Genomic DNA, 23,744 nt, shown 5'->3' with positions numbered 1-23,744 from the left:
CCACAGCGGATGCCGGCAACCGAGCCGGCCCGCACACAGGAGGAACTGCGTGATGAAACTGATCTATGCCGGAGCGTCGCCTTTCGCCCGCAAGGTCCGGGTGCTGGCCCTGGAGGCCGGGCTCGCTGCGGGCATCGAGATGCTCGACACCGCCGTACTGCCGATCAAGGAAAACGCCGAGGTCAACCGCGCCAACCCGCTGGGCAAGATCCCGGTGCTGCTCACCGCCGAGGGCGAGGCGCTGTTCGACAGCCGCGTCATCTGCGAATACCTCGATGCCCTGCAGAGCGGCGACGCCTTCTTTCCCCATGGCAGCGAGCGCTGGACCTGCCTGACCCGCGCGGCCCTGGCCGACGGCCTGATGGATGCGGCGCTGCTGGTGCGCTACGAGGGCGCCATCCGCCCCGAGGCGTTGCAGTGGCAGGAGTGGAAGGACGGCCAGCTGGGCAAGATCCACCGCGCGCTGCAGGCCCTGGAAGCCATCGCCGACCAGCTCCAGGGCCCGGTGGACATCGCCCAGATCGCCGTGGGCTGCGCCCTCGGCTACCTCGACTTCCGCTTCGCCGACCTGGGCTGGCGCAATGGCCACCCGGGGCTGGAACGCTTCTTCGCCGCCTTCTCCGAGCGTGAATCGATGAAGGCGACGGTGCCGGCCTGACACCGTTGCGTTGGGCCTCGCTGCGCTCGGCGCCAACCTACGGCGCGGCCCCAATCCCGCGCCGGGGCTGACCGCTGTGTAGGGTGGATGGCGCTCCATCATCCACCAGCGGAGTCACATGGAAACCCGGAGTTCTTGTAGGTCGGGTGCAACCCGACAATGACCGTGCATAGGTCCACGCGGGTTTCACCCGCCCTACGGGCTACGGTCTGCGCTCGACACCAACCTACGAAGCCGGGGTGTAGCCCGATCGCGAATGAATTCCCACAGGTTCGGGGTCTGCCTAAGTGGTCGGCGGCGGGATGATGCCGTTGGCCTGCCAGCGCAGCACGGCGGGGCCGGTGAGGACGATGCGCACCAGGTCGGCCTGGCGGCTGGTGCCGGCCTTGGCGGCGGCGGATTTGAACTGGGCGCGCACGGTGTGCAGGGAGACCTGCTGGCGCTCGGCGTATTCCTGGGGGTGAGGCCGTTGACCAGGGCCTCGGTGAGCCGCGCTTCGGCCGGGGTCATGCCGTAGATCGCGCGCAGCATCGGTGCCAGGGAGCCGATCACGGCGCCGGGGTCGCTGAGGAAGACCACCACCGAACTGCGCTCGCCGAAGGGCGAGGCCCAACTGGGCAGGGGCGCGATCACGGCGTCCAACTGCGAACCTTCCAGCCCGCGCAAACGTAGGGCACCACCGCCGTCGCCCGTGGCGCCCACGCCGGTGCGCAGGGCGCCGAACAGGCGTTGTTGCAGCAGGTTGTCGTCGGCGGCGTAGGTGGCCCGCAGGCTGTCGGCAGGGCCGAAGCGCAGCAGCCCGGAGCGGTTGGCCAGGCCGTGGGCCAGGCTGTTGGCATGGAGTACGCGGCCGCGATGGTCCAGCAGGATGATGCCGAAGGTGCTGGTCTCCAGCGCCGCCATCGAGGCCTGGGACAGCGCCTCCAGCCGGTGCAGCCGGCGGTGCAGGGCGAAGGCGGCCTGCAGGTGCGGCATCAGCGCGGAGATCACCTGCAGTTCTTCCTCGCGAAAGATGCCCACCCGCTCGGAGCGCACCACGGTGACGTTCAGCGAGCGGTCCTCGCGCTTGGACACCACCGCGGCGGATGAATAGAAGAAGTCCTGGTGGCGCAGCCAGTCGGCGTAGTACTCGGTGCGTTTGAGCTGGTCGTCCGGGAACAGGCTGGAGGAGGTGACCACATGGCCCTCGCCGTGCTTCAGCGGGTCTTCCATCCAGACGTTGCGCTGGCAGTAGTACTCGGCGAAGTCCGCCATCGCCTGGGCGTCGATGCCGGTGAAGGTGGCGATGGAGCCGGTGCTGTTGTCGATCTCGGCGCTGCGGTCGCTGAAGTCGTGGCCCCAGATCATCGCAGCGTGGGAGTCGAGGCGCGCGGCGAAACCGGCGAGGAAGGCGTTCCAGCGGCCATTGTCCAGGGCAGCCTCATAGATGCTGGCGATCAGCGGGCCCAGGCCCAAGGGTTCAGAGACATCCATGCTTCTTATCTCGGGACACGCGGAGTGTTGGCTTTTTGCCATTATTCGTCAGCCCGAGTCGTCCGGTAAACAGCCGCCTAGCCAATTCTGGTGATAGGCAATGCCATCCGCTTCCCGGAGAATGCCGTTGGCCGTGGGCAGCGGTGCCCGCGCCATCGACCAGACGTGCTCTGGAGGGGAGAAGGATGATCAGAAAAATTGCGTTGGGCCTGTTGGTGCTGGCCGGGGTGGCGACCTACGCCCAGGCGGATGAAGACATTTGCGAGGGCTGGACCCACAAGGCCTACCCGGTACACATGGAAGCTTGCTCCTATCCGAATGGTGGCTCGGGCTACACCCGCATCACCAACAACGGCAGCACCGCCGCCGCCATCTGCTGGACCGTGGTGACCAACAGCGGCCGCGAGATCAACGGCTGCAACAGCCACATGGAAGCCGGGGAGACCAACGAGGCCGCCTGCGCCAGCTGTGGCCACAAGAACGGCGGCGTGCAGTACATCCTGCTGCAGAAGTACGAAGAACGCTGATCGCACCCGCTCGATCACTTCGCGCACGGTCGCGCGACCTCGGGTGACAGCATGCGGGCCCCTTCCAACGCTCCGGGGCGGGCCCGCGTCACCCGATTCTTTTGTTTCCATTCAGCCGCTCCCACAGGTGTACTGCATCCCGTAGGAGCGAGCTCTGCTCGCGAATCGCCCTCAGTCCGTCGCCAGCGCCACCGCGCGTGCCTGGTGCGCCCGGGCGAGGCGGAACAGGCCGAAAGCGGCGACGGCGAAGGTGACGTTGAGGCCGATCATCGGCAGCGCGCTGTCGTTCTGCAGGGCGCTGAGCAGGAGGCCTGAGAGCGTGGCACCGGCCATCTGGGCGAAGCCGATGAAGCCGGCGGCGAGCCCCGCGCGGGTCGGGTTGGGGATCACCGCGCCGGCCACCGAGCCGGGCAGCACCATGCCGGCGCCGAGGGTGAGCAGCACCTGCGGCAGCAGCAGGCCCGGCACCGATGGGCCGGCGGCGAGCAGGATGGCGAGGGTGAGCAAGGCACCGCCGGCCACCAGTGCCGTGCCCACGCCCACCAGGCGCGCCGGGCCCCATTTCATGATGAGACGGTTGCTGAGGATGGCCCCGGCGATCAAGCCCGAAACGATGCCGCCGAAGACCAGTCCGTACTGGGTGGGGCTCAGGCCGAGCTGGCCGACGAACACCCGCGAGGAGCCGGCGATCACGCAGAACATGGCGCCGTAGGTGCCGGCGATGGCGAAGGAGAAGGCGCGCACTTCGGCGCCCTTGAGCAGGGCGCGGTAGTTGCCGGCGAGTGTGGCCAGGCGCCCGGCGAGCGGGTCGCGGGCCTGGTTGCTCTCCCGGTAGAGCAGGGTGCAGGCGAGCAGGGCGAGGATGCCGATGATCACCGTGGCCACCACCACCGCACGCCAGGAGCCGGCCTTGGCGGCGATCAGACCGCCGATGACCGGTGACAGCATGATGGTGCAGAGCATGCCGATCACGGTGAGGGCCATGATCGGGCCGGCCTTCTCGCGCCACACGTCGCGCACGATGGCCCGGGCCACCACCAGCGCCGCGCAGGCGCCGAGGCCCTGCAGGGCGCGGCCGGCGATGAACTCCGGCATGGAGTGGGCGAAGGCCATCCACAGCGAGGCCAGCACATAGGTGGCGACGCCGGCCAGCAGCACCGGCTTGCGCCCGATGCGGTCCGACAGCGGGCCGAAGAACAGTTGGCCCACGCCGAAGGCGCCGACGAACACCGAGAGCGCCACCAGGGACGAGCCGGGCGCTGCCGCCAAGCCATGCTCGATGGCGGCGAGGCTGGGCAGCAGCAGTTGGGTGGACATCTCGCCCAGGCCGCAGAGCACGATGAGCAGGGCCAGCAGCAGGCCGGAGCGGCGGGTGGCGTCCATGGGGGAATCCTCCGGTGGGCGACGGGGTTTGCGCACCAGCACCAGGGTGCAGAGTGCCGGCAGGAACAGCAGGGTGAGCAGGGTGCCGACCAGCACGCCGCCGATCAGCACGAAGGCCAGGGACGACCAGAACACCGAGAGCGTGAGCGGGATGAAGGCCAGCGCCGCCGCCAGGGCGGTGAGCACCACCGGGCGGGCGCGGCGCACCGTGGCTTCGATGATGGCCTCGCGCACCTCCTGGCCGGCCTCGCGGTTCTGGCGGATCTGGTCGGTGAAGATCAGCGTGTTGCGCATGAGGATGCCGCCGATGCCGATCAGCCCGAGGATGGCGTTGAAGCCGAAGGGCTGGTCGAACAGCAGCAGTGTGGGCACGGCGCCGATCAGCCCCAGGGGCGCGGTGGCGAAGACCATGAACATCACGCCGAAGGAGCGCACCTGGAACATGATCACCACCAGGGTCAGCAGGATCATGATGGGGAACAGCGCAGCCAGGGCCTTGTTGGCCTTGGCGCTTTCCTCCACGGGCCCTGCGATCTCCACCCGGTAGCCGGACGGCAGCTGCGCTAGCAGCGGCTGCAGGTCGCGCCACACGGCCATTTCCACGTCCGGGGGCTGGGTGCCGTCGACGATGTCGGCGCGCACTTCGAAGGTGATGTCGCGGTCGCGACGCTTGAGCACCGGGTCCTCCATCACCGCCTGGAAACGCCCGACCTGTTCCAGCGCCACGGACTGGCCGGCGGCGTTGGTCAGGGTCAGGTCGGCGAGGTTGCCGAGGTTCTCGCGCTGGTCGTCCAGTGCCCGGGCGATGACCAGCACATTGCGGGTGCCTTCGCGCACCTCGGTGACGGTGTTGCCGGTGAGCAGGGCATTGACCTGGCTGCGCACCTGGTCGGGGGTGAAGCCGAGCAGGCGCAGGCGGTCCTGGTCCAGCACCAGGCGGTAGGCGCTGGTGCGCTCGCCCCAGTCGAGGAAGCTGTCGCGGGTCAGGGCGTTGGCGGCCACCACCTGGCGCACGTCCTCGGCGATGCCGCGCAGCACGTCGGCGTCCGGCCCGGCCACGCGGAACACCACGGGGAAGGGCACCGGCGGGCCGAACAGCAACTGGGTGACGCGCACCCGCGCCGAGGGGAATTCACCGGCGGCGATGCGTTCGCGCATGCGCGCCTTGAGGGCGTCGCGGTCGTGGGCGCTGGCGGTCTGCACGATGAGCTTGGCGAAGGCCGGGTCCGGCAGCTCCGGGTTCAGCGAGAGGAAGAAGCGTGGTGCGCCGCCGCCGACATAGGCGTCCACCAGTTTGGTTTGCGGCTCCTCCAGCAGGGCGCTTTCCACCTGGGCGACCACCGCTTCGGTGGCCTTGAAGGCGCTGCCCGGCGGCATGTAGACCTCGAGGATCAGCTCGGAGCGGTCGGAGTTGGGGAAGAACTGCTTCTTCACCGCGCCCATGCCCAGCACGCAGAGCACGAAGGCACCGAGCACCAGGGCGGTGACCAGCCAGCGGTGTTCGACGCAGGCGCTCACCAGGCGGCGCAGGCGCGCATACCAGGGGCCGGCGTAGAGAGCGTCGTGGCCGCCAGGCACGGGAACGATGCGCGGCAGCATCTTCACCCCGAGGTAGGGCGTGAACACCACGGCCACCAGCCAGGAGGCGATCAGCGCGAAGCCGACGATCCAGAAGATGTTGCCGGCGTATTCCCCGGCGCCGGAGCGGGCGAAGCCCACCGGCAGGAAGCCGATGATGGTCACCAGGGTGCCGGTGAGCATGGGCGCGGCGGTGGAGCTCCAGGCGAAGGTGGCGGCCTTCATGCGGTCGAAGCCTTCCTCCAGTTTCACCACCATCATTTCGATGGCGATGATGGCGTCGTCCACCAGCAGGCCGAGGGAGAGGATCAGCGCGCCAAGGGTGATGCGGTCGAACTCGCGGCCGGTCATCAGCATGATCACGAAGACGATGGACAGCGTCAGCGGCACCGCCGCGGCCACCACCAGGCCGACGCGGAAGCCCAGGGCGAGCAGGCTGATGAGCATGACCACGGCCAGGGCGACGAAGAACTTGAGCATGAATTCGTCCACCGCCAGGCGGATGTTCTTCGCCTGGTCGGAGACCTTGTCGAAGCTGACGCCCAGGGGCAGGTCGGCGTGGATGCGGTCTTCCTCGGCCTGCAGGGTGCGGTCCAGGTCGAGGCCGTTGAAGTGCGGCTCCATGATCACCCCGAGCATCAGCGCCGGGTCGCCCTGGTGGCGGATGCGGTAGCTGGCCGGGTCTTCGTAGCCGCGGCTGACCGTGGCCACGTCGGCGATGCGCAGCACCTTGCCGCCGGCGGCGATGGGCACGTTCTCGATCAGCGCGAGGGTGTCGAAGGCGCCGTCGATGCGGATGTAGGCACGCGGGCCGGCGGTCTCGACGAAGCCGGCGGGGGAGACGCCGTTCTGTGCGGCGAGGGCGGCGAAGATCTGCTCCGGCTTGATGCCGAGGGTGGCCAGGCGCTGGTAGGAGAACTCGACGAACACGCGCTGGGCCTGCTCGCCGAGGATGTTGACCTTCTTCACCCCCGGCAGGCGCAGGAAGCCCTGGCGCAGGTCCTCGGCCATCTTCACCAGCTCGCGGTGGGGCAGGGCCTTGGCCTCCAGGGCATAGAGGGCGAAATAGACATCGGAGTATTCGTCGTTGAAGAACGGCCCCTGCACGCCACGGGGCAGGCGCGCGGCCTCGTCACTGAGCTTCTTGCGGGTCTGGTAGAACAGCTCCTGGATATCGCCGGGGCGGGTGGATTCGAGGAACTGCACCTTCATCGAGACGAAGCCGGGCTGGGCGATGGTTTCCACGCGGTCGTAGAAGTCCAGCTCCTGCAGGCGCTTCTCCAGGCGGTCGGCGACCTGCTCCTGCATCTCCCGCGCCGTGGCGCCGGGCCAGGTGGCGGTGACGGTCATGGTCTTGACGGTGAAGGAGGGGTCTTCGGCGCGGCCCAGCTTGCCGAAGGCGAAGACCCCGGAAAGGATCACCGCGATGATCAGGAACAGGGTCACCGCCGGGTTGCGTACGGCGATTTCGGAGAGGTTGAGGCCGCGCATCTCAGCGCACCTCGTCGTTCTGGCGGGCCAGCGCCAGGGCCTGGCCGGGCAGCAGGCGCACCTTGTCGCCCTCGTGCAGCAGGTGGGCGCCGAGGGCGACCACGCGCTGGCCGGCGCTGACGCCGCCTTCCAGCAGGGCGTATTCCTGGCCGAGGCGGGCGACCTTCACGGCGGCGAAGTGCACGCTGTCGTCCTCGCCTATGACCCAGACGCCGCTGCCCGAACCCGGGTTGTGCAGGGCGCCGATGGGCACCCGCAGCAGCTCGGCCTGCTCGCTCTGCAAGCGCACGGTGATGGTGGAGCCGATGCTGAAGCGCTCGGCGGCGCCATCGAGGATGTAGCGGGCGCGGTAGGTGCGGGTGACCGGGTCGGCGGAGGCGGAGAGCTCGCGCAAGGTGGCTTTCACCGCCTGCTCGCGGGCATCGAAGGGGTAGGCGAGGGCATTGCTGCCGGCCAGGGCGCGCTGGGTTTCCGGCAGGTCGATCACCGCTTCGCGGGCGCCGTCGTGGGCCAGGCGGGCGACGATCTGCCCTTCGGCGACCACCTGGCCGCGCTCGACGCGCACGTCGGTGATGATGCCGTCGCCATCGGCCTTGAGGGTCGAGTAGTTGCGGCGGTTCTGCACCTGGCTGGCTTCGGAGCTGGCGGCGGCCAGTTCGGCCTCGGCGACCCGCAGGTTGGTGGCGGCCTGGTCGAACACCTGGCGCGACACGGCGCCGGTGGTGGACAGGCGGCGGTAGCGGCTTTCGTCGTCACGGGCCTGGCGCAGTTGCGCACGGGCGGCGCTGACGCGGTTGTTGGCGGCGCGCAGGGCCAGCTCGAAGTCCTCGATATCCAGCACCAGCAGGGTGTCGCCCTTGGCCACCCGGGCGCCGGGGTCGACGCGGCGCTCGATCACCTTGCCGCCGACGCGGAAGCCCAGGTCGCTCTCGGTGCGCGCCGCCACCACCCCGGTGTAGGCGGCCTGGTGGTGGCTGGCGCTTTCCACCTGGGCGGCCAGTACCGGCCGTGGCTGCGGGCCGCTGGCAGTGGGCGAGGTGTCGGCCTGGCTGTTGCAGCCGCCGAGGGCCAGCAGTGCTGCCAACAGGGCCAGGGGGCGGAGGGTGTGCGCGTGTCGGTTCATGGTCCTGCACTCTCGGGGATGCCTGCGATTGTTTGGATGATATGCGTAATATTATTCGTCGCATAGATGTCGTTCGTCATTTAAAGGGGCGGTGAGCGCGGTGGCGGGGGCGGGTAGAATCCCCGGGCCTATCTCACGAGAGACCCCCATGCCCTTGCTGCCCGATGAGCTCGCCAACCTCAGCGCCACCACGCTGGAGGACTACAACCAGAACGCCGATGGCTTCCGCGAGAACACCCGCGACCATGATGTGAGCCAGAACATCGAGGCCCTGTTGCGGCATATCCACGGCCCGGCGCCGCTGGCCATCCTCGATTTCGGCTGCGGGCCGGGGCGCGACCTGCGCACCTTCCGCGCCCTGGGCCACGCGCCGGTGGGGCTGGACGGCGCCGAGCGCTTCGTCGAGATGGCACGGGCGGATTCCGGGTGCGAGGTGTGGTTGCAGTCCTTCCTCGACCTGCAGTTGCCGGCCGAACGCTTCGATGGTGTGTTCGCCAATGCCACGCTGTTCCACGTGCCAGGGCAGGAGCTGCCGAGGGTGCTGCGCCAGCTGCACGCGACGCTGAAGCCGGGTGGGGTGCTGTTCAGCTCCAACCCGCGCGGGCAGAACCAGGAAGGCTGGAGTGGCAACCGCTATGGCGCCTGGCACGACTTCGCGGCCTGGAAGGCGCTGCTGGAGGCGGCAGGGTTCGATGAGCTGGAGCATTACTACCGCCCGGCGGGCCTGCCGCGGGAGCAGCAGCCCTGGGTGGCGAGCGTGTGGCGCAGGAGCGGGACGGTGGCCCCGGGCTGAAGCCCGGGCTACCAACGGGTGGAGCGGACCTACTTCGGCGCGGCGGTGGTGCGCAGGTAGGGCAGCTTGATGTCGATGCTGCCGTACTTCTCGCGGGCCTGGTCGTCATTGAGGGCGAGGGCGACGATCACGTCCTGGCCTTCGGTCCAGTTGGCCGGGGTGGCCAGGGGCACGTTGTAGGTCAGCTGCAGGGCGTCGAGGGCGCGCAGCACCTCGGCGAAGTTGCGGCCCACGGACATCGGGTAGGTCATGGACAGCTTGAGCTTCTTGTCCGGGCCGATGATGAACACCGAGCGCACGGTGGCGGTGTCGGCGGCGGTGCGGCCATCGGGCAGGTAGGCCTCGGCGGGCAGCATGTCGAAGGCCTTGGACACGGCCAGGGACTCGTCGGCGATGATCGGGAAGGTCGCGTTGGCGCCACAGAACGCCTCGATATCACCCTTCCACTTCTGGTGCGCCTGCACCCCGTCCACCGAGACGCCGATCACCTGGGTGCCGCGCTTGGCCCATTCGGCGGCCAGTTGCGCCACGGCGCCGAACTCGGTGGTGCACACCGGGGTGAAGTCCTTGGGGTGGGAGAAGAGGATGGCCCAGTTGGAGCCGATCCAATCGTGGAAGCTGATGCTGCCCTGGTCGGTTTCGGCCTTGAAGTCAGGGACCGTATCGTTGATGCGCAATGCCATGGTGGTGTCCTCCTGGAGTGGATGGCGGGCGGGTCGTGGGTGAGCGTAGACGGCTTTCGTGACGACGCTAACCCGCTGACGCACGCCGCCGGCCGGGTCGGAGGAGCAGGTGTTTCAAGGGATGTATTCGCGCTCTTCGGGCAGCCTGCGCCGCGCCTCTTCCAGCTCTCCGGCCTGCACCAGGGCGTGGATGTCATGGGCCAGGTCGGTGACCTCGGTGATGCCCTGTATCCACTGCTCCACGTAGCGCCTTGAAGCCTCTGGGCCCAGGCCGATCTGGATCGCGCGGTGGGGCAGCGGCTCGAGGTGCAGGTTGCGCTCCGGGTCCCACTGGATGCGCACCGGCGAGGCGTTCTTGATGCGCTCCCATTCCTCCTTGCCCTGACCCGGCTCCGGGTGGCTGGGGCAGCTGTTGGCCAGGGCCCAGGCGAAGCCTTCGTGGCTGATGTCGAGGGCGAGGATGCGCTTCTGCCCGCTGTCCTTCAGGCCCCAGCCGGCGCGGTACATCATCCAGAGGAAGGAGGGCTTTATCCAGGTCATGCGCTCCAGCTTGAAGGGCGGCGAGACGAAGGTGCCGTGGGCCAGCGCGCTGTCGGCGATGGCGTCGGAGTAGGCCTGGTAGACGCGGAGGGTGCGGGCGTCGTAGTGGGCCCTGATCTGTTTCTGGGGGAATGCCTGCATGGGGGCCTGCGTTGGGATGAGCCGTGGGTGAGGGGGCTGGGGCTCAGTAGAAGTCGTAGTAGAGCGCCCATTCGCCGCTGCTGCGGTGCTTCCAGAACATCAGGCTGCCGCTGTCCACGACGTTGAGGTTGATCTTGGCGTCGGAGGAGATCTGGAAGACGAATTCGAAGCCGTCGCCCGGGTCGATGCCGGACTGGCAGAAGGACGGGTAGCCGCCGATCTTGTGCGCGTAGCAGTGGCTGACGATGTCGTAGTAGCTGTCGATCGTGCCTTGGCGCTCCAGTTCGAGGATGCGGTCTTCCAGGTCCGCCGGCACGCCGCCGCCGTCCCACAGCGGGTAGTCCTCGTCCAGCCGTTCGGCCTTGAGCGGGAAGGGTTTGATGAAGGAAGCCGGCGCGGCCAGCTCCTTGCGCTCCAGCACCTCGTGGTGACCGTATTCACGGATGAGCCAGTGGGCGCCCATGGGCTCCAGCGGCTCGCCGAAATCGGCGGAGATGAACAGGGTCAGCACCCGTACATCCGCCAGCAGCGGGTGGTTGACCGGCAGGCTCGGCAGGTGGAACTGGGCCAGGGGCAGCATTGCGTCCCCGGCCGCGTTGCAGGGGATGCCTTCGTCGGCGCGGAACAGGAAGACCCGGCCCAGCCAGCTTTCGTCGTCGGCCTGGGTGGGGCGGAAGCCGCCAGCGGTGAACTGCGTGGCGGGGCGGGCCAGCTGCTGGCGGATCGCCTGGATTTCATCGTTGTCGTGCATCTGTCGTCCCTGACCGGTGGGGAAAATCGCGGCGCCTATTCTGCGGTGTCGGCGGCCGCTGCGCATCCTTCGGGGGTTGGGCGTCAGTCTTCGGCGTTCAGGTTGGCCTGCACCCGCGCCAGCAGGTCGAGCAACTGCTGGCATTCCTCCTGGCTGAAGCCGTCCACCGCCACCTGGTTGAGGCGTCGGCCCTGTTGGCGCACCGCCTGGTGGAGAGCCGTGCCGGCGGCGGTGGGGTAGAGCCGGATGCTGCGCTTGTCGGCCTCGTCGGCCTTGCCTTCCAGCAGCGTCTTGGCGCGCAACGCCTGGATCAGGCGGGCGATCTGCGCCTTGTCGCGCCCGGAGTGGGCCACCAGGTCGCTCTGGGTCGCCCCCGGATTGTGGGCGAAGAAGTTCAGCGCCTTGAATTCCATGTGGGCGAGGTCGTGGGCGCCGTCGCGCAGCGTCCGGTATTGCCGGGCGCGGTAGAGGTGCATGACGGAGTGGATGGATTCGAAGACGTCTTCGGCTGTATCGGCGGTCATATGGTTGACAATATCAACTAGTGGTTTTTATGATCGTTGATGTTATCAACCATCCCTTGCGAGCAACAGCCCATGGACCAACCCGTACAGACCCGCCGCGTGCAGCGCGTGCGCCACGAACTGCGCCGCCGCGAGCTGGACGTGCTCCGCGTGGAGCGCATCAGCCCGCATTTCATGAGCGTCACCTTCGGCGGTGACGAACTGGCGGACTTCGTTTCCGCCTCCTTCGACGACCACATCAAGTTCATGTTCGTGGACGAGCAGGGCGAGCTCATCCGCCGCGACTACACGCCGCGCCACTTCGATCTTGAACGTCGCGAGCTGACCCTCGAATTCGCCCTGCACGGCGAGGGCGGCGCCTGCGAATGGGCCGAGCGCACGCAGCCGGGCGACTCCGCGCTGATCGGCGGTCCGCGCGGCTCGATGATCATCCCCCTGGATTACGACTGGCACCTGCTGGTGGGCGACTCCAGCGCCTTGCCGGCGATCCACCGCCGCCTGGAGGAGCTGCCGGCCGGCGCCCGCGTCACCGCCATCGTGCAGCTGGCCGAGGCCGACCGCCGCGATTTGCGCAGCGCCGCGAACCTCGACCTGCGCTGGGTCGATACGCCGGAGGAACTGGTCGCCGCCGTACAGGCCCTGCAGCTGCCGACTGGCGAAGGCTACGCCTGGGGCGCCGGCGAGCACGGCATGATGACCCGCTCCCGCGCCCTGCTGGTGGAGAAGGGGCAGCCGAAGGAGGCGATGCGCGTCGCGGCCTACTGGCGGCAGGGGTTTTCGGATCACCATGAGGACCTGGGGGACTGAGTTGGCGGCGCATCGATGGGTTTCGCTGCGCTCTACGCCATCCTACGGGAGCGGTGCGGGCGCTGTGGCGCTTAGGCCATGGGCCAGTCGACGTTGTGCACTTCGGCGGTTAGGCGGTCGAGGTTTTCCTCGTTGGCCGGCAGCACGAAGGTGGCGATCTGTTCGCGGTGTTCCGCGCTGTCGAAGACCTGCTGCCAGCCCACCCGCGTGCCGGTGCCTTCCAGGGTGAGGGTGATGGTGAGGAAGAAGTGGTGGTCGTCCGAGAAGTGTTCGATTAGTACCCGCCCGGGGGTGATCTCGCGGAACAGGTTGTGGTTGGGGTAGTCGGTGCCGTCGGGGCCGTGGAGGGTGAAGCGCCAGTGGCCGTCGGGGCGGAATTCGAAGAGCTCGAAGGTGCTGCTGAAGCCGTTCGGGCCCCACCAGCGGGCGAGGTGCTCGGGGCTGGCGATGGCGCGGAATACCCGGGCCGGCGGTGCGTCGATGAGCCGTGAGGTGGCGCATTCGCGATGGGCGGTGGGGGAGGCGGTGCTGCTCATTGGGGCGGGCCTTTCGCTCGGTCGTGGCCGCCTGGTGGCCAGGCGGTCGAGCGCAAAGCATAGCCCCGGGTTCAGCCCTCGTTGCGGCGGATGAAGGCGGCCTCGTAGTCGCGGCTGGCGCTGGAGACCTTGGGGTTCATCAGCGCGGAGCGGACTTTCTCGTAATCCTCGTAGGGCAGGCCGGCGCGGTTGAGCATCTCCAGGGAGAACTGCTTGACCTCGGCATCGGTGTACGGGCGCGGCTCCGGTTGGCTGGCGCAGCCGGCGAGGATGAGGGTGGTAGCGGCGAGTGCGATGGCGAGCAGGCGATTCATTTCGGGCCCCCTGGGGTGGCGTTGTCCTTTGATGAACAAAGGTTATCCGCGGCTCCGGGGGCGGAAAAATCACCCACTTCGATAATGACTATTGCCTGAGTGGCAACGGTGCCGATCAGCCCCGGCCGCCGCAGGCCGGGCCCTGGGCGGAGAAGCGTTCGGCCAGGCCCTGCTCGCGGAAGGCTTGCACCACGTGGTCGATGAAGACGCGGGTCTTGGCCGGCAACAGCTTCTGCGCGCTGAAGTAGAGGCACAGCGGGTCGGAGAGCACGTGCCAGTCCGGCAGTACCCGCACCAGTTGGCCGCGCTCGATGAAGTGCACCGCGTGCACCGTGCTGACCAGTGTGATGCCCAGGCCCATGCACGCGGCGTGGCAGGCGGCTTCCGGGTCGCTCATCAGCATGCGCGGCCGCAGGTCGATGGGGGACTGGTCGTCACTGCCGTTGCGCAGCACCCAGTTGCGAACGCGGCCGGTCTGCGGTGAACGCAGGAGGATGCCGTCGTGCTGGGTGAGTTCCGCCGGCGCTTGTGGCTGCGGGTGTTTCTCCAGGTAGCTGGGTGAGGCCAGCAGCACGCGATGCCCCGGGCCGATCTGCCGGGCGATCACCCCCTGGGGCAGCTCGAAACCGCCGCCGATGCCGATGTCGAAGCCTTCGCCGATGAGGTCCACCTGGCGGTTGTCGAAATGCCAGTCGGGGACGATGGCGGGATAGCGGGCGAGGAAGCCCTCGAGCAGCGGCACGATGTATTCGCGGCCGAACATCAGCCCCATGCTCACCTTGAGGTTGCCCGCCGGCTGGCCGCCCGCGCTGGCGAGGTTGGCCACCGCGCCCTGGAGGGTGGCGAGGCCGCCGCTGACCTCGATGAGGAAGCGCTCGCCGGCCTCGGTGAGTTTCAGGCTGCGTGTACTACGCTGGAACAGCTGCACTCCCAGCCCACGCTCCAGTTTCGCCACGTTCTTGCCGACTGCCGCTGGCGTCAGGCCCAGGCGCCGTGCGGCCTCGGCAAAGCTGCCAGCCTCAGCGCTGCGGACGAAGCATTCGATGTTGTTCAGGGTTCCCATGGCGTCACTGTAAACCGTTTGGATCGAAAGAATATAGCGATTGCCGGCTTATCGGTTGTCAATCTCTCTCCGATACTGGCCCCGTCATCGAGCAACAGCCAACCGGCCAAGCCCGAATCCCCCTACAGACAATTGGAGAACCATCATGACCTCGACTCAAACGCTCAGCGGCAAGGTTGCATTCATCCAGGGCGGTTCCCGCGGTATCGGCGCCGCCATCGCCAAGCGCCTGGCCCGTGAAGGCGCCGCCGTGGCGCTGACCTACGCCGCTTCCGGCCAGGCCGCCGAAGAGGTGGTGAAAGCCATCGAAGCAGCCGGTGGCCGCGCCTTGGCCATCAAGGCCGACAGCAGCGACGAGCAGGCCCTGCGCGGCGCCATCCGCTACACCGTGGACAGCTTCGGCCGCCTCGACATCCTGGTGAACAACGCCGGCGTGCTGGCCGTGGCGCCCATCGAGGAATTCGCCATCGAAGACCTCGACCGCACCCTGGCAGTGAACGTGCGCAGCGTGGTGATCGCCAGCCAGGAAGCCGCCCGGGTGATGGGCGAGGGTGGCCGCATCATCACCATCGGCAGCACCAATGCCGAGCGTATGCCCTTTGCCGGTGGCTCGGTCTACGCCATGAGCAAGGCGGCGGTGGCGGGCTTCACCCAGGGCCTGTCCCGTGACCTGGGCCCCCGTGGCATCACCGTGAACAACGTGCAGCCCGGCCCGGTGGATACCGACATGAACCCGGCCGAGGGCGACTTCGCCGAATCGCTCAAGCAGATGATGGCGCTGGCGCGCTACGGCAAGGCCGAGGAGATCGCCAGCTTCGTGGCCTACCTGGCCGGCCCGGAAGCGGGCTACATCACCGGTGCCAACCTGACGATCGACGGTGGTTTCGCCGCCTGACGTCTCGGGTACAAGGAAAACGCCGGCCACTGGGCCGGCGTTTTTGTTTGTGGCTCGTTTTCGGTGCCCAGCAGAAGAGCGGGCGAATGAATTCGCCCCTACACCCATTTCCATCCTTGGTGTTTTGCGGTGGCACCTTTGTAGGGTGGATGACGCTCCTTTCATCCACCAGCGGAGTGGCCGGTGAGTACGAAAGGTGGACCGATGGAGCGGGGTCCACCCTTGTATCTCGACTAACTACCCCTTCAGGGGTAATAGTTCCCGACTGATCATCGGGGGAGGGGCTGGAAGTCGTGTCCACCCTTAGGCCCTGAGCCTGCGATGTAGATAGTGCTCCGCCCCTCCACACTCACTCGAACAGCCCGAACGGTATCTTGAGCCCAGAGCTCGCATTCACAAGGTTGGGCCGGGTGCAGTGATGATCGCATTTGGAACGATCAGGAGGAGCACACATGCCCAGTGTCATTGGTGTCGACATTGCGAAGCACACGTTTGATATCGCCACCCTGCAGGCGAACGGCAAGTACCGCACCAAGGCCAAGTTGGCCAACAGCGAGGCGGGCTTTCGCACGCTGCAGGAGTGGCTGAACAAGCACAGCGAGGCGGGTGCCTGGGTCGTGATGGAAGCCACCGGCATCCACCATGAAGCCCTGGCCGAATGGCTGCTGGAGCAGAACTATCGGGTCTGCGTCCTCAACCCTGCGCAGATCGCCCACTACGCCCGCAGTCAGCTGCAGCGCGTGAAAACTGACAAGGTCGACGCCAAGCTGATCGCCGAATACGGCGAGCGCCACCAAGACGAGCTACGGCCCTGGCAGCCTGAACCTCGCGCCATACGGCGCCTGAAAGCACTGATGCGGCGCCTGGCGGATCTGCAGGAAATCCAGCAGATGGAGAGCAATCGCCTGGAGGTGGCCGATACCAGCGTGCAGGAGTCGATCCGCTCAGTGTTGCGGCACATCGAGCAACAGATCGAGGAAACCCTCAAGGCCATCAACGACCACATCGACAATGACCCGGATCTGCGTGGCAAACGTGATCTGTTGACCAGCATCGATGGCATCGCGGACAAGACAGCCGCCCTGATCCTGGCGGAGCTGGGCGACCCTCATCGCTTCACCAGCAGCCGCGCGATTACCGCCTTTGCCGGACTCAACCCGCGTTTGCAGGAGTCTGGTAAGTACCGGGGGCAGACCCGCATTTCCAAGATGGGCTCATCGCGGCTGCGTGCTGGGCTGTACATGCCTGCCGTTTGCGCCCTGCAGCACAACGGGGCGATCAAAGCGATGAGAGAACGCCTCAGAGCCAAGGGCAAGACCGGCATGCAGATCATCTGTGCAGCGATGCGTAAGCTGCTGAACATCGCTTATGGCGTCTTGAAATCGGGCCAGCCGTACGACGTAAAACTGGCCCTTGCTCACTAGGGATCAAGACGGTATCTACGTGGCGAGGGCATCCGGGTTTGGCCGGTGGCAGGGCATCGCGAATGAATTCGCTCCCACGGGGGCGCTGTCCTCCACATCCGTGCGGCTTGCGGGCGTAGGGTGGATGGCGCTTTTTTCATCCACCGGCGGAGTGGCCGGCGGGCACGGAAGGTGGACCGGTGGAGCGGGGTCCACCCTACGTGGTGAGGGCGTCCGGGTTTGGCCGGGGACGGGTCAGAGGCCGTATTTCTTGACCTTGTCGAACAGGGTGGTCTTGGCCATGCCGAGGGCGATGGCGGCCTGGCTGAGGTTGCCGCCGTGGCGTTCCAGGGCGTCGCCGAGGAGGTTGCGTTCGAAGGCTTCCACGGCTTCGGCGAAGCTGGGTTCGTTGCCGTCCAGGGCCAGGCCGGTCTTCTTGAACACGGGGAGGCCAAGGGCGTAGCGCTCGGCGACGTTGCGCAGTTCGCGCACGTTGCCCGGCCAATCGTGGGCCATGAGGCTGGAGACGGTGGCGCGGTCGATCTCCGGCATGGCGCGGTCGAAGCGCAGCGAGGCGAGCTGCAGGAAGTGGTCGAACAGCAGCAGGATGTCTTCGCGTCGGTCGCGCAGCGGCGGCAGTTCCAGGGTCACCACGTTGAGGCGGTAGTAGAGGTCGCTGCGGAACTGGCCGGCCTTGCCCTGTTCGTCGAGGTCGGCCTTGGTGGCGGCGACCACGCGGCAGTCCACCGGGATCGGCTGGTTGGAGCCGAGGCGCTCCAGGGTCTGCTCCTGCAGCACGCGGAGGAACTTGATCTGCAGGTTCATGGGCATGCTCTCGATCTCGTCGAGGAACAGGGTGCCGTTGTGGGCGTGCTCGATCTTGCCGATGCGGCGCTTGCCGGCGCCGGTGAAGGCGTGGGCCTCGTGGCCGAAGATTTCGCTGTCGAAGAGGTTCTCCGGCAGGCCGCCGCAGTTGAGCGCGACGAACTGCTGGGGCTGGCGCCGGCTGTAGTCGTGCAGGCAGCGGGCGACCAGCTCCTTGCCGGTGCCGGTTTCGCCTTCGATCAGCACGTTGGCGGCGGTGTCGGCGACGTTGGCGATCAGCTCGCGCAGAGCCTGCATGGCCGGCGAGCGGCCGATGATGCGTTGCTCCAGGGACTGGCGCCCGGCCAGTTGGCGGCGCAGGGCGGTGACTTCGCGGGCCAGGCCGCGCTGCTCCAGCGCGCGGCGGGTGACCTCCACCAGGCGTTCGGGGGAGAAGGGCTTCTCCATGAAGTCGTAGGCGCCGTCGCGCATGGCGCCCACCGCCATGGAGATGTCGCCGTGGCCGGTGATCAGCACCACCGGCAGGCTGCGGTCGCGGGCCTTGAGGCGGGCGAGCAGCTCGAGGCCGTCGATGCCCGGCAGGCGGATGTCGCTGATGACGATGCCGGCGAAGTCGGTGCCGATCTGCTTGAGGGCTTCCTCGGCGCTGGCGACACCGATGCTGGGGATGTCTTCCAGGGCCAGTGCCTGCTGGCAGCCGAGCAGGACGTGGGGGTCGTCTTCGACGATAAGGACGCTGAGCGGCTCGGTCATGGGCGGGGGCTCGTTTCGGAGGGGCGGCGATCTGCGGCAGGCGCAGCTCGAAGGCCGTGCCGCCGTCCTCGGGGTGTTGCACGCCGAGGCTGCCACCGGCGGCGGTGGCGAGGCTGGCGGACAGGGTGAGGCCAAGGCCCAGGCCGTGTTCGCCGGGCTTGGTGGTGAAGAAGGGTTCGAACAGGTGCTCGCGCACGGCCGGGGAGATGCCGGGGCCGTTGTCGCGCACGCGGAGGATGTAGGTGCCGTCTTGGTCGTGGCCGTCGAGCCAGAGCTGGCAGTCGGCCTGCCCGCTCATGGCGTCAAGGGCGTTGGCGATGAGGTTGACCAGGATCTGCTCCAGGCGGGTCTGGTCGATGGCCAGGCGGGCATCGGCGAAGGCGCGGTGCAGGGTCAGCGGGGTGTGTTCCAGGCGCGTGTGGAGGATGAACAGCGCCGCGTCCACGGCCTTGCCCAGGCTGGCCTGGCCATGGTCGTCGGCGCGCCGGGCGAAGGCGCGCAGGCTGGCGGTGATGCGGCCCATGCGATCGACCAGCTCGTTGATGGCGGTGAGGTTGGTGCTGGCCACGTCCAGCGCGCCGCGCTGGAGGAAGCGCACGGTGTTGCCGGAGAGGGTGCGCAGGGCGGCCAGGGGCTGGTTGAGTTCGTGGGCGATGCTGGTGGACATCTGCCCGATCACCGCCAGCTTGCCGGCCTGGACCAGTCCGTCCTGGGCCTTGCGCAAGTTCTCCTCGGTCTGCCGGCGTTCGCGGATCTCGCCCATCAGGCGCTGGTTGCTGGAGCGCAGGTCCTGGGTGCGTTCGGCGATCTTGCGTTCCAGTTCGTTGTTGGCCTGGAGCAGCGCCTCGCGGGCGGCGAGGCGGGTGGCGAGCACCTTGCGCCGCTCGTTCCAGGCGATGGCGAGGAAGGCCAGCAGGGCCAGGCCGGCGGCGGCCAGCAGGCCGTGGATGACGGCCTCGCGGCGCAGGTCGGCCAGGGGCGAGAGCAGGCTGAAGTGCCAGGGGGTGTCGCTGAGCGGCCGGCTCTGCGCCAGGTAGGCGATCTCCTGCTCGCCGCCGTCGGGCAGGGGCGAGGCGAAGCTGAGGGTTTCCAGGCCGTCGCCCAGGTCCTGGCGCGAACGCGGCTGCCATTCGTTGAGCGCCCACCAGTGGTATTGCAGGCTGCGGGCCAGGCGCTCCTTGTCTTCGGCGGAGAGCGCGCGGATGGCCTTCATGCGCAGGACCGGGTCGCTGGAGAGGATGATGATGCCGTTCTCGTCGCTGACGAAGGCCTGCAGACGGGCCTTTTCCCAGCGCTCCTGCAGCGCCTCGAGTTTCACCTTGACCACCGCGACGCCGATGATGCGGCCTTCGTAGCGCAGGCCGTGGGCCAGGTAGTAGCCGGCCTCGCCCGTGGTGCTGCCGATGCCGTAGAAGCGCCCGGGCTCGCCCTTCATCGCTTGCTGGAAGTAGGCGCGGAAGGCCAGGTCTTCACCCAGGAAGCTGTCGGCGTCGCGCCAGTTGCTGGTGGCCAGCACGCGGCCGTTGGTGTCGAGGAGGAAGATGGCGCGGTTGCCGCTGAGGCGGTTGAGCCCTTCGAGGTAGTCGTTGACCAGGTTGCGCCGGTAGGGCGTGGGGTTGAGCAGCAGGTGGCTGACGCTGGATTCCAGCTCCAGCAGGCTGGGCAGGTAGGTGTAGCGGTTGATTTCGCTCTCCACGGCGCGGGCGTGGAGTTCCAGCTGGCGTTCGCCGTTCTCGCGCAGGGCGCGGATGCCGGAGAGCTCGCTGAGGTGGTAGCCGACCCAGCCGACGCCGAACATGGCCAGGACCAGCAGCAGGGTCAGCGAGAGGTGGCGGAGCAGGCGCGGTTTCACGGTCAATGCGGGCGGCACGGCGCGGAGGCTGGCGGGAGGGCATTGCATCATAAGTGGTCCGGGCCTTGCCAGTCGGTGCGGGGCGCCGAGCGGCGGGTGGGGCGACGCGGCCCCTCTCCGAGGTGGAGAGGGGCGCGGTGCATCAATGTTGCAGGATCTTGGCGAGGAACTGCTGGGCGCGTTCGGAGCGCTGGCTGACGTCGCCGAAGAACTCTTCCTTGGGGCAGTCTTCGACGATCTGGCCGGCGTCCATGAAGATCACCCGGTCGGCGACCTTGCGGGCGAAGCCCATCTCGTGGGTGACGCACATCATGGTCATGCCTTCGTTGGCCAGTTGCACCATCACGTCGAGCACTTCGTTGACCATCTCTGGGTCGAGCGCCGAGGTGGGCTCGTCGAACAGCATCACCACCGGGTCCATGGCCAGGGCGCGGGCGATGGCGACGCGCTGCTGCTGGCCGCCGGAGAGCTGGCCCGGGTGCTTGTGGGCGTGGGCGGAGAGGCCGACGCGCTCCAGCAGCTTGAGCCCCTTGGCGGTGGCTTCTTCCTTGCTGCGGCCAAGCACCTTGATCTGGGCGATGGTGAGGTTCTCGGTGATCGACAGGTGCGGGAACAGCTCGAAGTGCTGGAACACCATGCCGACGCGGGAGCGCAGCTTGGGCAGGTCGGTCTTCTTGTCGGCGATGGAGGTGCCGTCGACGACGATGTCGCCCTTCTGGAAGGGCTCCAGCGCGTTGACGCACTTGATCAGGGTGGATTTTCCGGAGCCGGACGGCCCGCAGACGACCACCACTTCACCTTTCTGGACCTCGGTGCTGCAGTCGGTCAGCACCTGGAATTCCCCGTACCACTTGTTGACGTTCTTGATCGAAATCATACGGCTAACCTTTTTTGCAGGAGCTTGACCAGCTGCGAGGCGGCGAAGCTGACGGTGAAGTACACCAGGCCGGCGAAGATCAGGAATTCGTGCGGCTGGCCGATGATGTCGCCACGGGAACGGGCGGCGTTGAGGAAGTCCATCAGGCCCACGGTGTAAACGAGCGAGGTGTCCTGGAACAGGATGATGCTTTGCTGCAGCAGCAGCGGGGTCATCTTGCGGAACGCCTGGGGCAGGATGATCAGGCGCATGGTCTGGCCGTAGGTCATGCCCAGGGCCTGGGCGGCGCCCATCTGCCCACGGGGGATGGCCTGGATGCCGGCGCGGACGATTTCGCAGAAGTACGCCGCCTCGAACATCATGAAGGCGATGAGGCAGGAGGTGAACGCGCCCACCGGGGTGTCTTCGCCGGTGATCCAGCGCAGCACGAAGGGCACCGCGAAGTAGAACCAGGTGATCACCAGCAGCAGCGGGATGGAGCGGAAGTAGTTGACGTAGAGGGCGCCGAGCTTCGACAGCAGCGGGTTGTGCGACAGGCGCATGAGCGCCAGCAGGGTGCCGAGCACCACGCCGCCGATGATGCCCAGCACCATGAGCTGCAGGGTCATCAGCATGCCGTCGACCAGGCCTGGCAGGGCGGGGATGATTGCGCTGAAATCCATCTCCATCATTTGCCTCCTACGGCGATCAGGCCCGGGACTGCGACCTTGCGTTCAACCATGCGCATGAACAGCATCAGGCTCATGTTCAGGGTGAAGTAGATCAGCGTGGCGAGGGTGAAGGCCTCGAACAGGTTGGCGGAGAACTCGGCGGTCTGCTTGGTCTGCGCGAGCAGCTCCATCAGGCCGATGAGGGAGGCCACCGAGGAGTTCTTGAAGATGTTGAGGAACTCGCTGGTCAGCGGCGGAATGATGATGCGGAAGGCTTGCGGCAGCAGCACGTAGCGGTAGATCGCCGGCATGCGGAAGCCCATGGCGCGGGCGGCGGAGGCCTGGCCGGCAGGCAGCGCCTGGATGCCGGTGCGCACCTGCTCGCAGACGCGGGCGGCGGTGAACAGGCCGAGGCATACGACCACGCTCAGGTAGGCGGACGTGGCCGGGTTGAGGTCTTGCTTGAACCAGATTTCCAGTGGCTCGGGCAGCAGGTCCGGCACCAGGAAGTACCAGAGGAACAGCTGCACCAGCAGCGGCACGTTGCGGAAGATTTCCACGTAGGTGGTGGCGATGCCGGACACCCAGCGGTTGGGCACGGTACGCATGACGCCGAGCAGCGAGCCCAGCAGGAGCGCGACGATCCAGGCGGCGAGGGCGATGGCGATGGTCCAGCCCAGGCCGGTGACGAACCAGTCCAGGTAGATTTCGCTGCCGATGCCGGTGGACTTGAAGAACACGCCCCAGTCCCAGTTGTAGTTCATCAGGGTTTTCCCCTCAGGGTTCTTGTCTTTCTGCGGTTGAAAGCAGTGGAGGGAGGAGGGGCCGGCCGGCGCCGCGGGGAGCCGGCGGCCCTTGCTCCTGGCCCATCCCGCGAGGCGGGATGGGCGCGACAGGTCAGATTTCTTCGGCCGACTTGTCGGTGGGGGAGGCGATCAGCTTCTTCAGCTCGTCGCTCATGGGGAAGTTGAGGTTGAGGTTCTTCGGCGGGATCGGCTGGGTGAACCACTTGTCGTAGATGCCGTTGATCTCGCCCGAGGCGAAGGTGTCGGCGATGGCCTTGTCGACCACTTTCTTGAAGGCCTCGTCTTCCTTGCGGACCATGCAGCCGTAGATTTCATAGGACTGCGGTTCGCCGGTGACGACCCAGTCGGCGGGCTTCTTGGCCTTGGCCATCTCACCGTAGAGCAGGGCGTCGTCCATCATGAAGGCGATGGCACGGCCGGATTCCAGCATCAGGAAGGATTCGCCGTGGTCCTTGGCCGAGATGATGTTCATGCCCATCTGCTTCTCGGCGTTCATGGACTTGAGCAGGCGCTCGGAGGTGGTGCCGGCGGTGGTCACCACGTTCTTGCCCTTGAGGTCGGCGAAGTCGTTGATGCCGGCGGTCTTCTTCGACAGCAGGCGGGTGCCGACTTCGAAGATGCCGACGGAGAAGCCGACCTGCTTCTGGCGCTCGAGGTTATTGGTGGTGGAGCCGCACTCGATGTCGACGGTACCGTTCTGCACCAGCGGGATGCGGGTCTGCGAGGTCACCAGGTTGTAGCGCACCTTCAGGTCCGGCAGGGCCAGTTCCTTCTTGATGGCTTCGACGACCTTCAGCTGGATGTCGTGGGAGTAGCCCACCGGCTTGCCCGGCTCGGTGCCGAGGTAGGAGAAGGGGATGGAGGCGTCACGGTGACCGAGGACGATGGTGCCGCTGTCCTTGATCTTCTTGAGTGTGCCGGTCAGTTCTTCGGCGATAGCGGGAGCGGAAATCAGGGTCGCTGCAATGGCGGCGGCCAGAACCTTCGGAAGGATACGCATGTGTTTCAGTCCTCGACTTTGTTTGTTCTTATCGACGCCAGCGGTTCGGCGCCGTCGGGGATCTGTAATGGCAGGATGCGTGCCATCTGTATGGTCTTGTCGTTTCGTATTTAACTTATTGATTTATATGGATTTATTTTTATGTGCGGAAAGCGCTTTGAGGTGCGATGTTCGGGGTTCCGGCTTTGGTGGGTTTTATCGTTCGGATATCCGAACGGATTTTGCAGGAATAGGGGCGTGAGGGGAGTGAAGGGGGGCAGGGAAGAGCAGGGCTTCGCGAGCAGAGCTCGCTCCTACG

At 67.1% G+C, this 23,744-nt stretch carries 21 protein-coding genes and 2 pseudogenes; 6 read left to right on the top strand and 17 right to left on the bottom strand.

The annotated features are described in order from the left end of the window. The first annotated feature begins 52 nt into the window (after window positions 1-52). Entirely contained in the window at window positions 53-658 is a 606-nt protein-coding gene (locus PSm6_RS29380) for a glutathione S-transferase (RefSeq protein ID WP_265169091.1), read from the top strand. Between the two features lie 195 nt (window positions 659-853). On the opposite strand, the gene PSm6_RS29375 is transcribed toward PSm6_RS29380, so the two are convergent. Then, entirely contained in the window at window positions 854-2,131 is a 1,278-nt protein-coding gene (locus PSm6_RS29375) for a hypothetical protein (protein WP_265169090.1), read from the bottom strand. A gap of 185 nt (window positions 2,132-2,316) precedes the next feature. On the opposite strand from PSm6_RS29375, the gene PSm6_RS29370 reads away from it, so the two are divergent. Then, the gene (locus PSm6_RS29370) at window positions 2,317-2,658 is read left to right on the top strand and encodes a hypothetical protein (protein WP_148304319.1); all 342 of its coding nucleotides are present in this window, start codon (window positions 2,317-2,319) and stop codon (window positions 2,656-2,658) included. Between the two features lie 171 nt (window positions 2,659-2,829). On the opposite strand, the gene PSm6_RS29365 is transcribed toward PSm6_RS29370, so the two are convergent. The 3 genes and pseudogenes from PSm6_RS29365 to PSm6_RS29355 all read right to left on the bottom strand — a co-directional run bounded on the left by PSm6_RS29365 (window position 2,830) and on the right by PSm6_RS29355 (window position 8,233). After that, window positions 2,830-4,041 (bottom strand): Bcr/CflA family efflux MFS transporter, encoded by a 1,212-nt coding sequence (locus tag PSm6_RS29365; protein ID WP_167837249.1) that lies wholly within the window; start codon window positions 4,039-4,041, stop codon window positions 2,830-2,832. Between the two features lie 18 nt (window positions 4,042-4,059). After that, window positions 4,060-7,110 (bottom strand): annotated as a pseudogene (locus PSm6_RS29360) (efflux RND transporter permease subunit); the annotation flags it as partial. 1 nt (window position 7,111) lies between these two features. Further along, window positions 7,112-8,233 carry an efflux RND transporter periplasmic adaptor subunit gene (locus PSm6_RS29355; RefSeq protein WP_265169088.1) on the bottom strand — a complete coding sequence of 374 codons (1,122 nt, stop codon included), beginning with the start codon at window positions 8,231-8,233 and terminating at the stop codon, window positions 7,112-7,114. A 148-nt stretch (window positions 8,234-8,381) separates the two neighbouring features. Between PSm6_RS29355 and PSm6_RS29350 the strand changes: the two genes are divergently transcribed. Further along, a complete protein-coding gene (locus PSm6_RS29350; protein WP_265169086.1) occupies window positions 8,382-9,026 on the top strand; it encodes a class I SAM-dependent methyltransferase in 645 nt (214 codons plus the stop codon). A gap of 29 nt (window positions 9,027-9,055) precedes the next feature. On the opposite strand, the gene PSm6_RS29345 is transcribed toward PSm6_RS29350, so the two are convergent. The 4 genes from PSm6_RS29345 to PSm6_RS29330 all read right to left on the bottom strand — a co-directional run bounded on the left by PSm6_RS29345 (window position 9,056) and on the right by PSm6_RS29330 (window position 11,665). After that, entirely contained in the window at window positions 9,056-9,709 is a 654-nt protein-coding gene (locus tag PSm6_RS29345; protein WP_265169084.1) for a peroxiredoxin, read from the bottom strand. A gap of 114 nt (window positions 9,710-9,823) precedes the next feature. Next, a complete protein-coding gene (locus PSm6_RS29340) occupies window positions 9,824-10,390 on the bottom strand; it encodes a DUF4291 domain-containing protein (protein WP_265169082.1) in 567 nt (188 codons plus the stop codon). Between the two features lie 43 nt (window positions 10,391-10,433). Further along, entirely contained in the window at window positions 10,434-11,141 is a 708-nt protein-coding gene (locus tag PSm6_RS29335; protein ID WP_265169081.1) for a DUF1963 domain-containing protein, read from the bottom strand. 83 nt (window positions 11,142-11,224) lie between these two features. Further along, complete coding sequence (locus PSm6_RS29330) at window positions 11,225-11,665, bottom strand: MarR family winged helix-turn-helix transcriptional regulator (protein WP_265169080.1); 441 nt, start codon at window positions 11,663-11,665, stop codon at window positions 11,225-11,227. A gap of 72 nt (window positions 11,666-11,737) precedes the next feature. Here PSm6_RS29330 and PSm6_RS29325 point away from each other — a divergent pair, with 72 nt between their 5' ends. Then, on the top strand, window positions 11,738-12,472 hold the full coding sequence (locus tag PSm6_RS29325) for a siderophore-interacting protein (RefSeq protein ID WP_021222220.1): 735 nt from the start codon (window positions 11,738-11,740) through the stop codon (window positions 12,470-12,472). A gap of 71 nt (window positions 12,473-12,543) precedes the next feature. Here PSm6_RS29325 and PSm6_RS29320 read toward each other — a convergent pair whose 3' ends face one another. From PSm6_RS29320 to PSm6_RS29310, 3 genes are all read right to left on the bottom strand, one after another. Further along, window positions 12,544-13,008, bottom strand: a complete 465-nt coding sequence (locus PSm6_RS29320; RefSeq protein WP_021222219.1) for an SRPBCC family protein — start codon at window positions 13,006-13,008, stop codon at window positions 12,544-12,546. Between the two features lie 71 nt (window positions 13,009-13,079). Next, window positions 13,080-13,322 carry a hypothetical protein gene (locus PSm6_RS29315; RefSeq protein WP_021222218.1) on the bottom strand — a complete coding sequence of 81 codons (243 nt, stop codon included), beginning with the start codon at window positions 13,320-13,322 and terminating at the stop codon, window positions 13,080-13,082. A gap of 115 nt (window positions 13,323-13,437) precedes the next feature. Further along, window positions 13,438-14,385 (bottom strand): LysR family transcriptional regulator, encoded by a 948-nt coding sequence (locus PSm6_RS29310; protein WP_021222217.1) that lies wholly within the window; start codon window positions 14,383-14,385, stop codon window positions 13,438-13,440. Between the two features lie 145 nt (window positions 14,386-14,530). On the opposite strand from PSm6_RS29310, the gene PSm6_RS29305 reads away from it, so the two are divergent. Then, the gene (locus PSm6_RS29305; RefSeq protein ID WP_021222216.1) at window positions 14,531-15,280 is read left to right on the top strand and encodes a 3-oxoacyl-ACP reductase family protein; all 750 of its coding nucleotides are present in this window, start codon (window positions 14,531-14,533) and stop codon (window positions 15,278-15,280) included. Between the two features lie 452 nt (window positions 15,281-15,732). Beyond that, window positions 15,733-16,704, top strand: a complete 972-nt coding sequence (locus PSm6_RS29300; protein WP_043247430.1) for an IS110 family RNA-guided transposase — start codon at window positions 15,733-15,735, stop codon at window positions 16,702-16,704. A gap of 234 nt (window positions 16,705-16,938) precedes the next feature. Here the strand turns inward: PSm6_RS29300 and aauR are convergent, their stop codons facing one another. From aauR to PSm6_RS29270, 6 genes and pseudogenes are all read right to left on the bottom strand, one after another. Then, window positions 16,939-18,261, bottom strand: coding sequence for a two-component response regulator AauR (gene aauR, locus PSm6_RS29295; RefSeq protein WP_021222215.1), 1,323 nt, complete (start codon window positions 18,259-18,261; stop codon window positions 16,939-16,941). Window position 18,262: 1 nt separating this feature from the next. Next, window positions 18,263-20,161, bottom strand: a pseudogene (locus PSm6_RS29290) (sensor histidine kinase); the annotation flags it as partial. A gap of 94 nt (window positions 20,162-20,255) precedes the next feature. Further along, window positions 20,256-20,990: an amino acid ABC transporter ATP-binding protein gene (locus PSm6_RS29285; protein ID WP_021222213.1), complete on the bottom strand. Its 735-nt coding sequence runs from the start codon at window positions 20,988-20,990 to the stop codon at window positions 20,256-20,258. Then, the gene (locus PSm6_RS29280; protein WP_037022405.1) at window positions 20,987-21,652 is read right to left on the bottom strand and encodes an amino acid ABC transporter permease; all 666 of its coding nucleotides are present in this window, start codon (window positions 21,650-21,652) and stop codon (window positions 20,987-20,989) included. Before PSm6_RS29280 ends, PSm6_RS29285 begins: the two co-directional genes overlap by 4 nt. 5 nt (window positions 21,653-21,657) lie before the next feature. After that, complete coding sequence (locus tag PSm6_RS29275) at window positions 21,658-22,404, bottom strand: amino acid ABC transporter permease (RefSeq protein ID WP_021222211.1); 747 nt, start codon at window positions 22,402-22,404, stop codon at window positions 21,658-21,660. Between the two features lie 133 nt (window positions 22,405-22,537). Next, on the bottom strand, window positions 22,538-23,446 hold the full coding sequence (locus tag PSm6_RS29270; protein WP_021222210.1) for a glutamate/aspartate ABC transporter substrate-binding protein: 909 nt from the start codon (window positions 23,444-23,446) through the stop codon (window positions 22,538-22,540). Window positions 23,447-23,744 lie beyond the last annotated feature (298 nt).

Origin of the sequence: Pseudomonas solani (assembly GCF_026072635.1) — a bacterium.
GTDB classification, from domain to species: Bacteria; Pseudomonadota; Gammaproteobacteria; order Pseudomonadales; family Pseudomonadaceae; genus Metapseudomonas; species Metapseudomonas solani.
The sequence above is the reverse complement of the archived record's forward strand: the minus strand, read 5'-3'. Positions and strand labels throughout refer to the sequence as shown.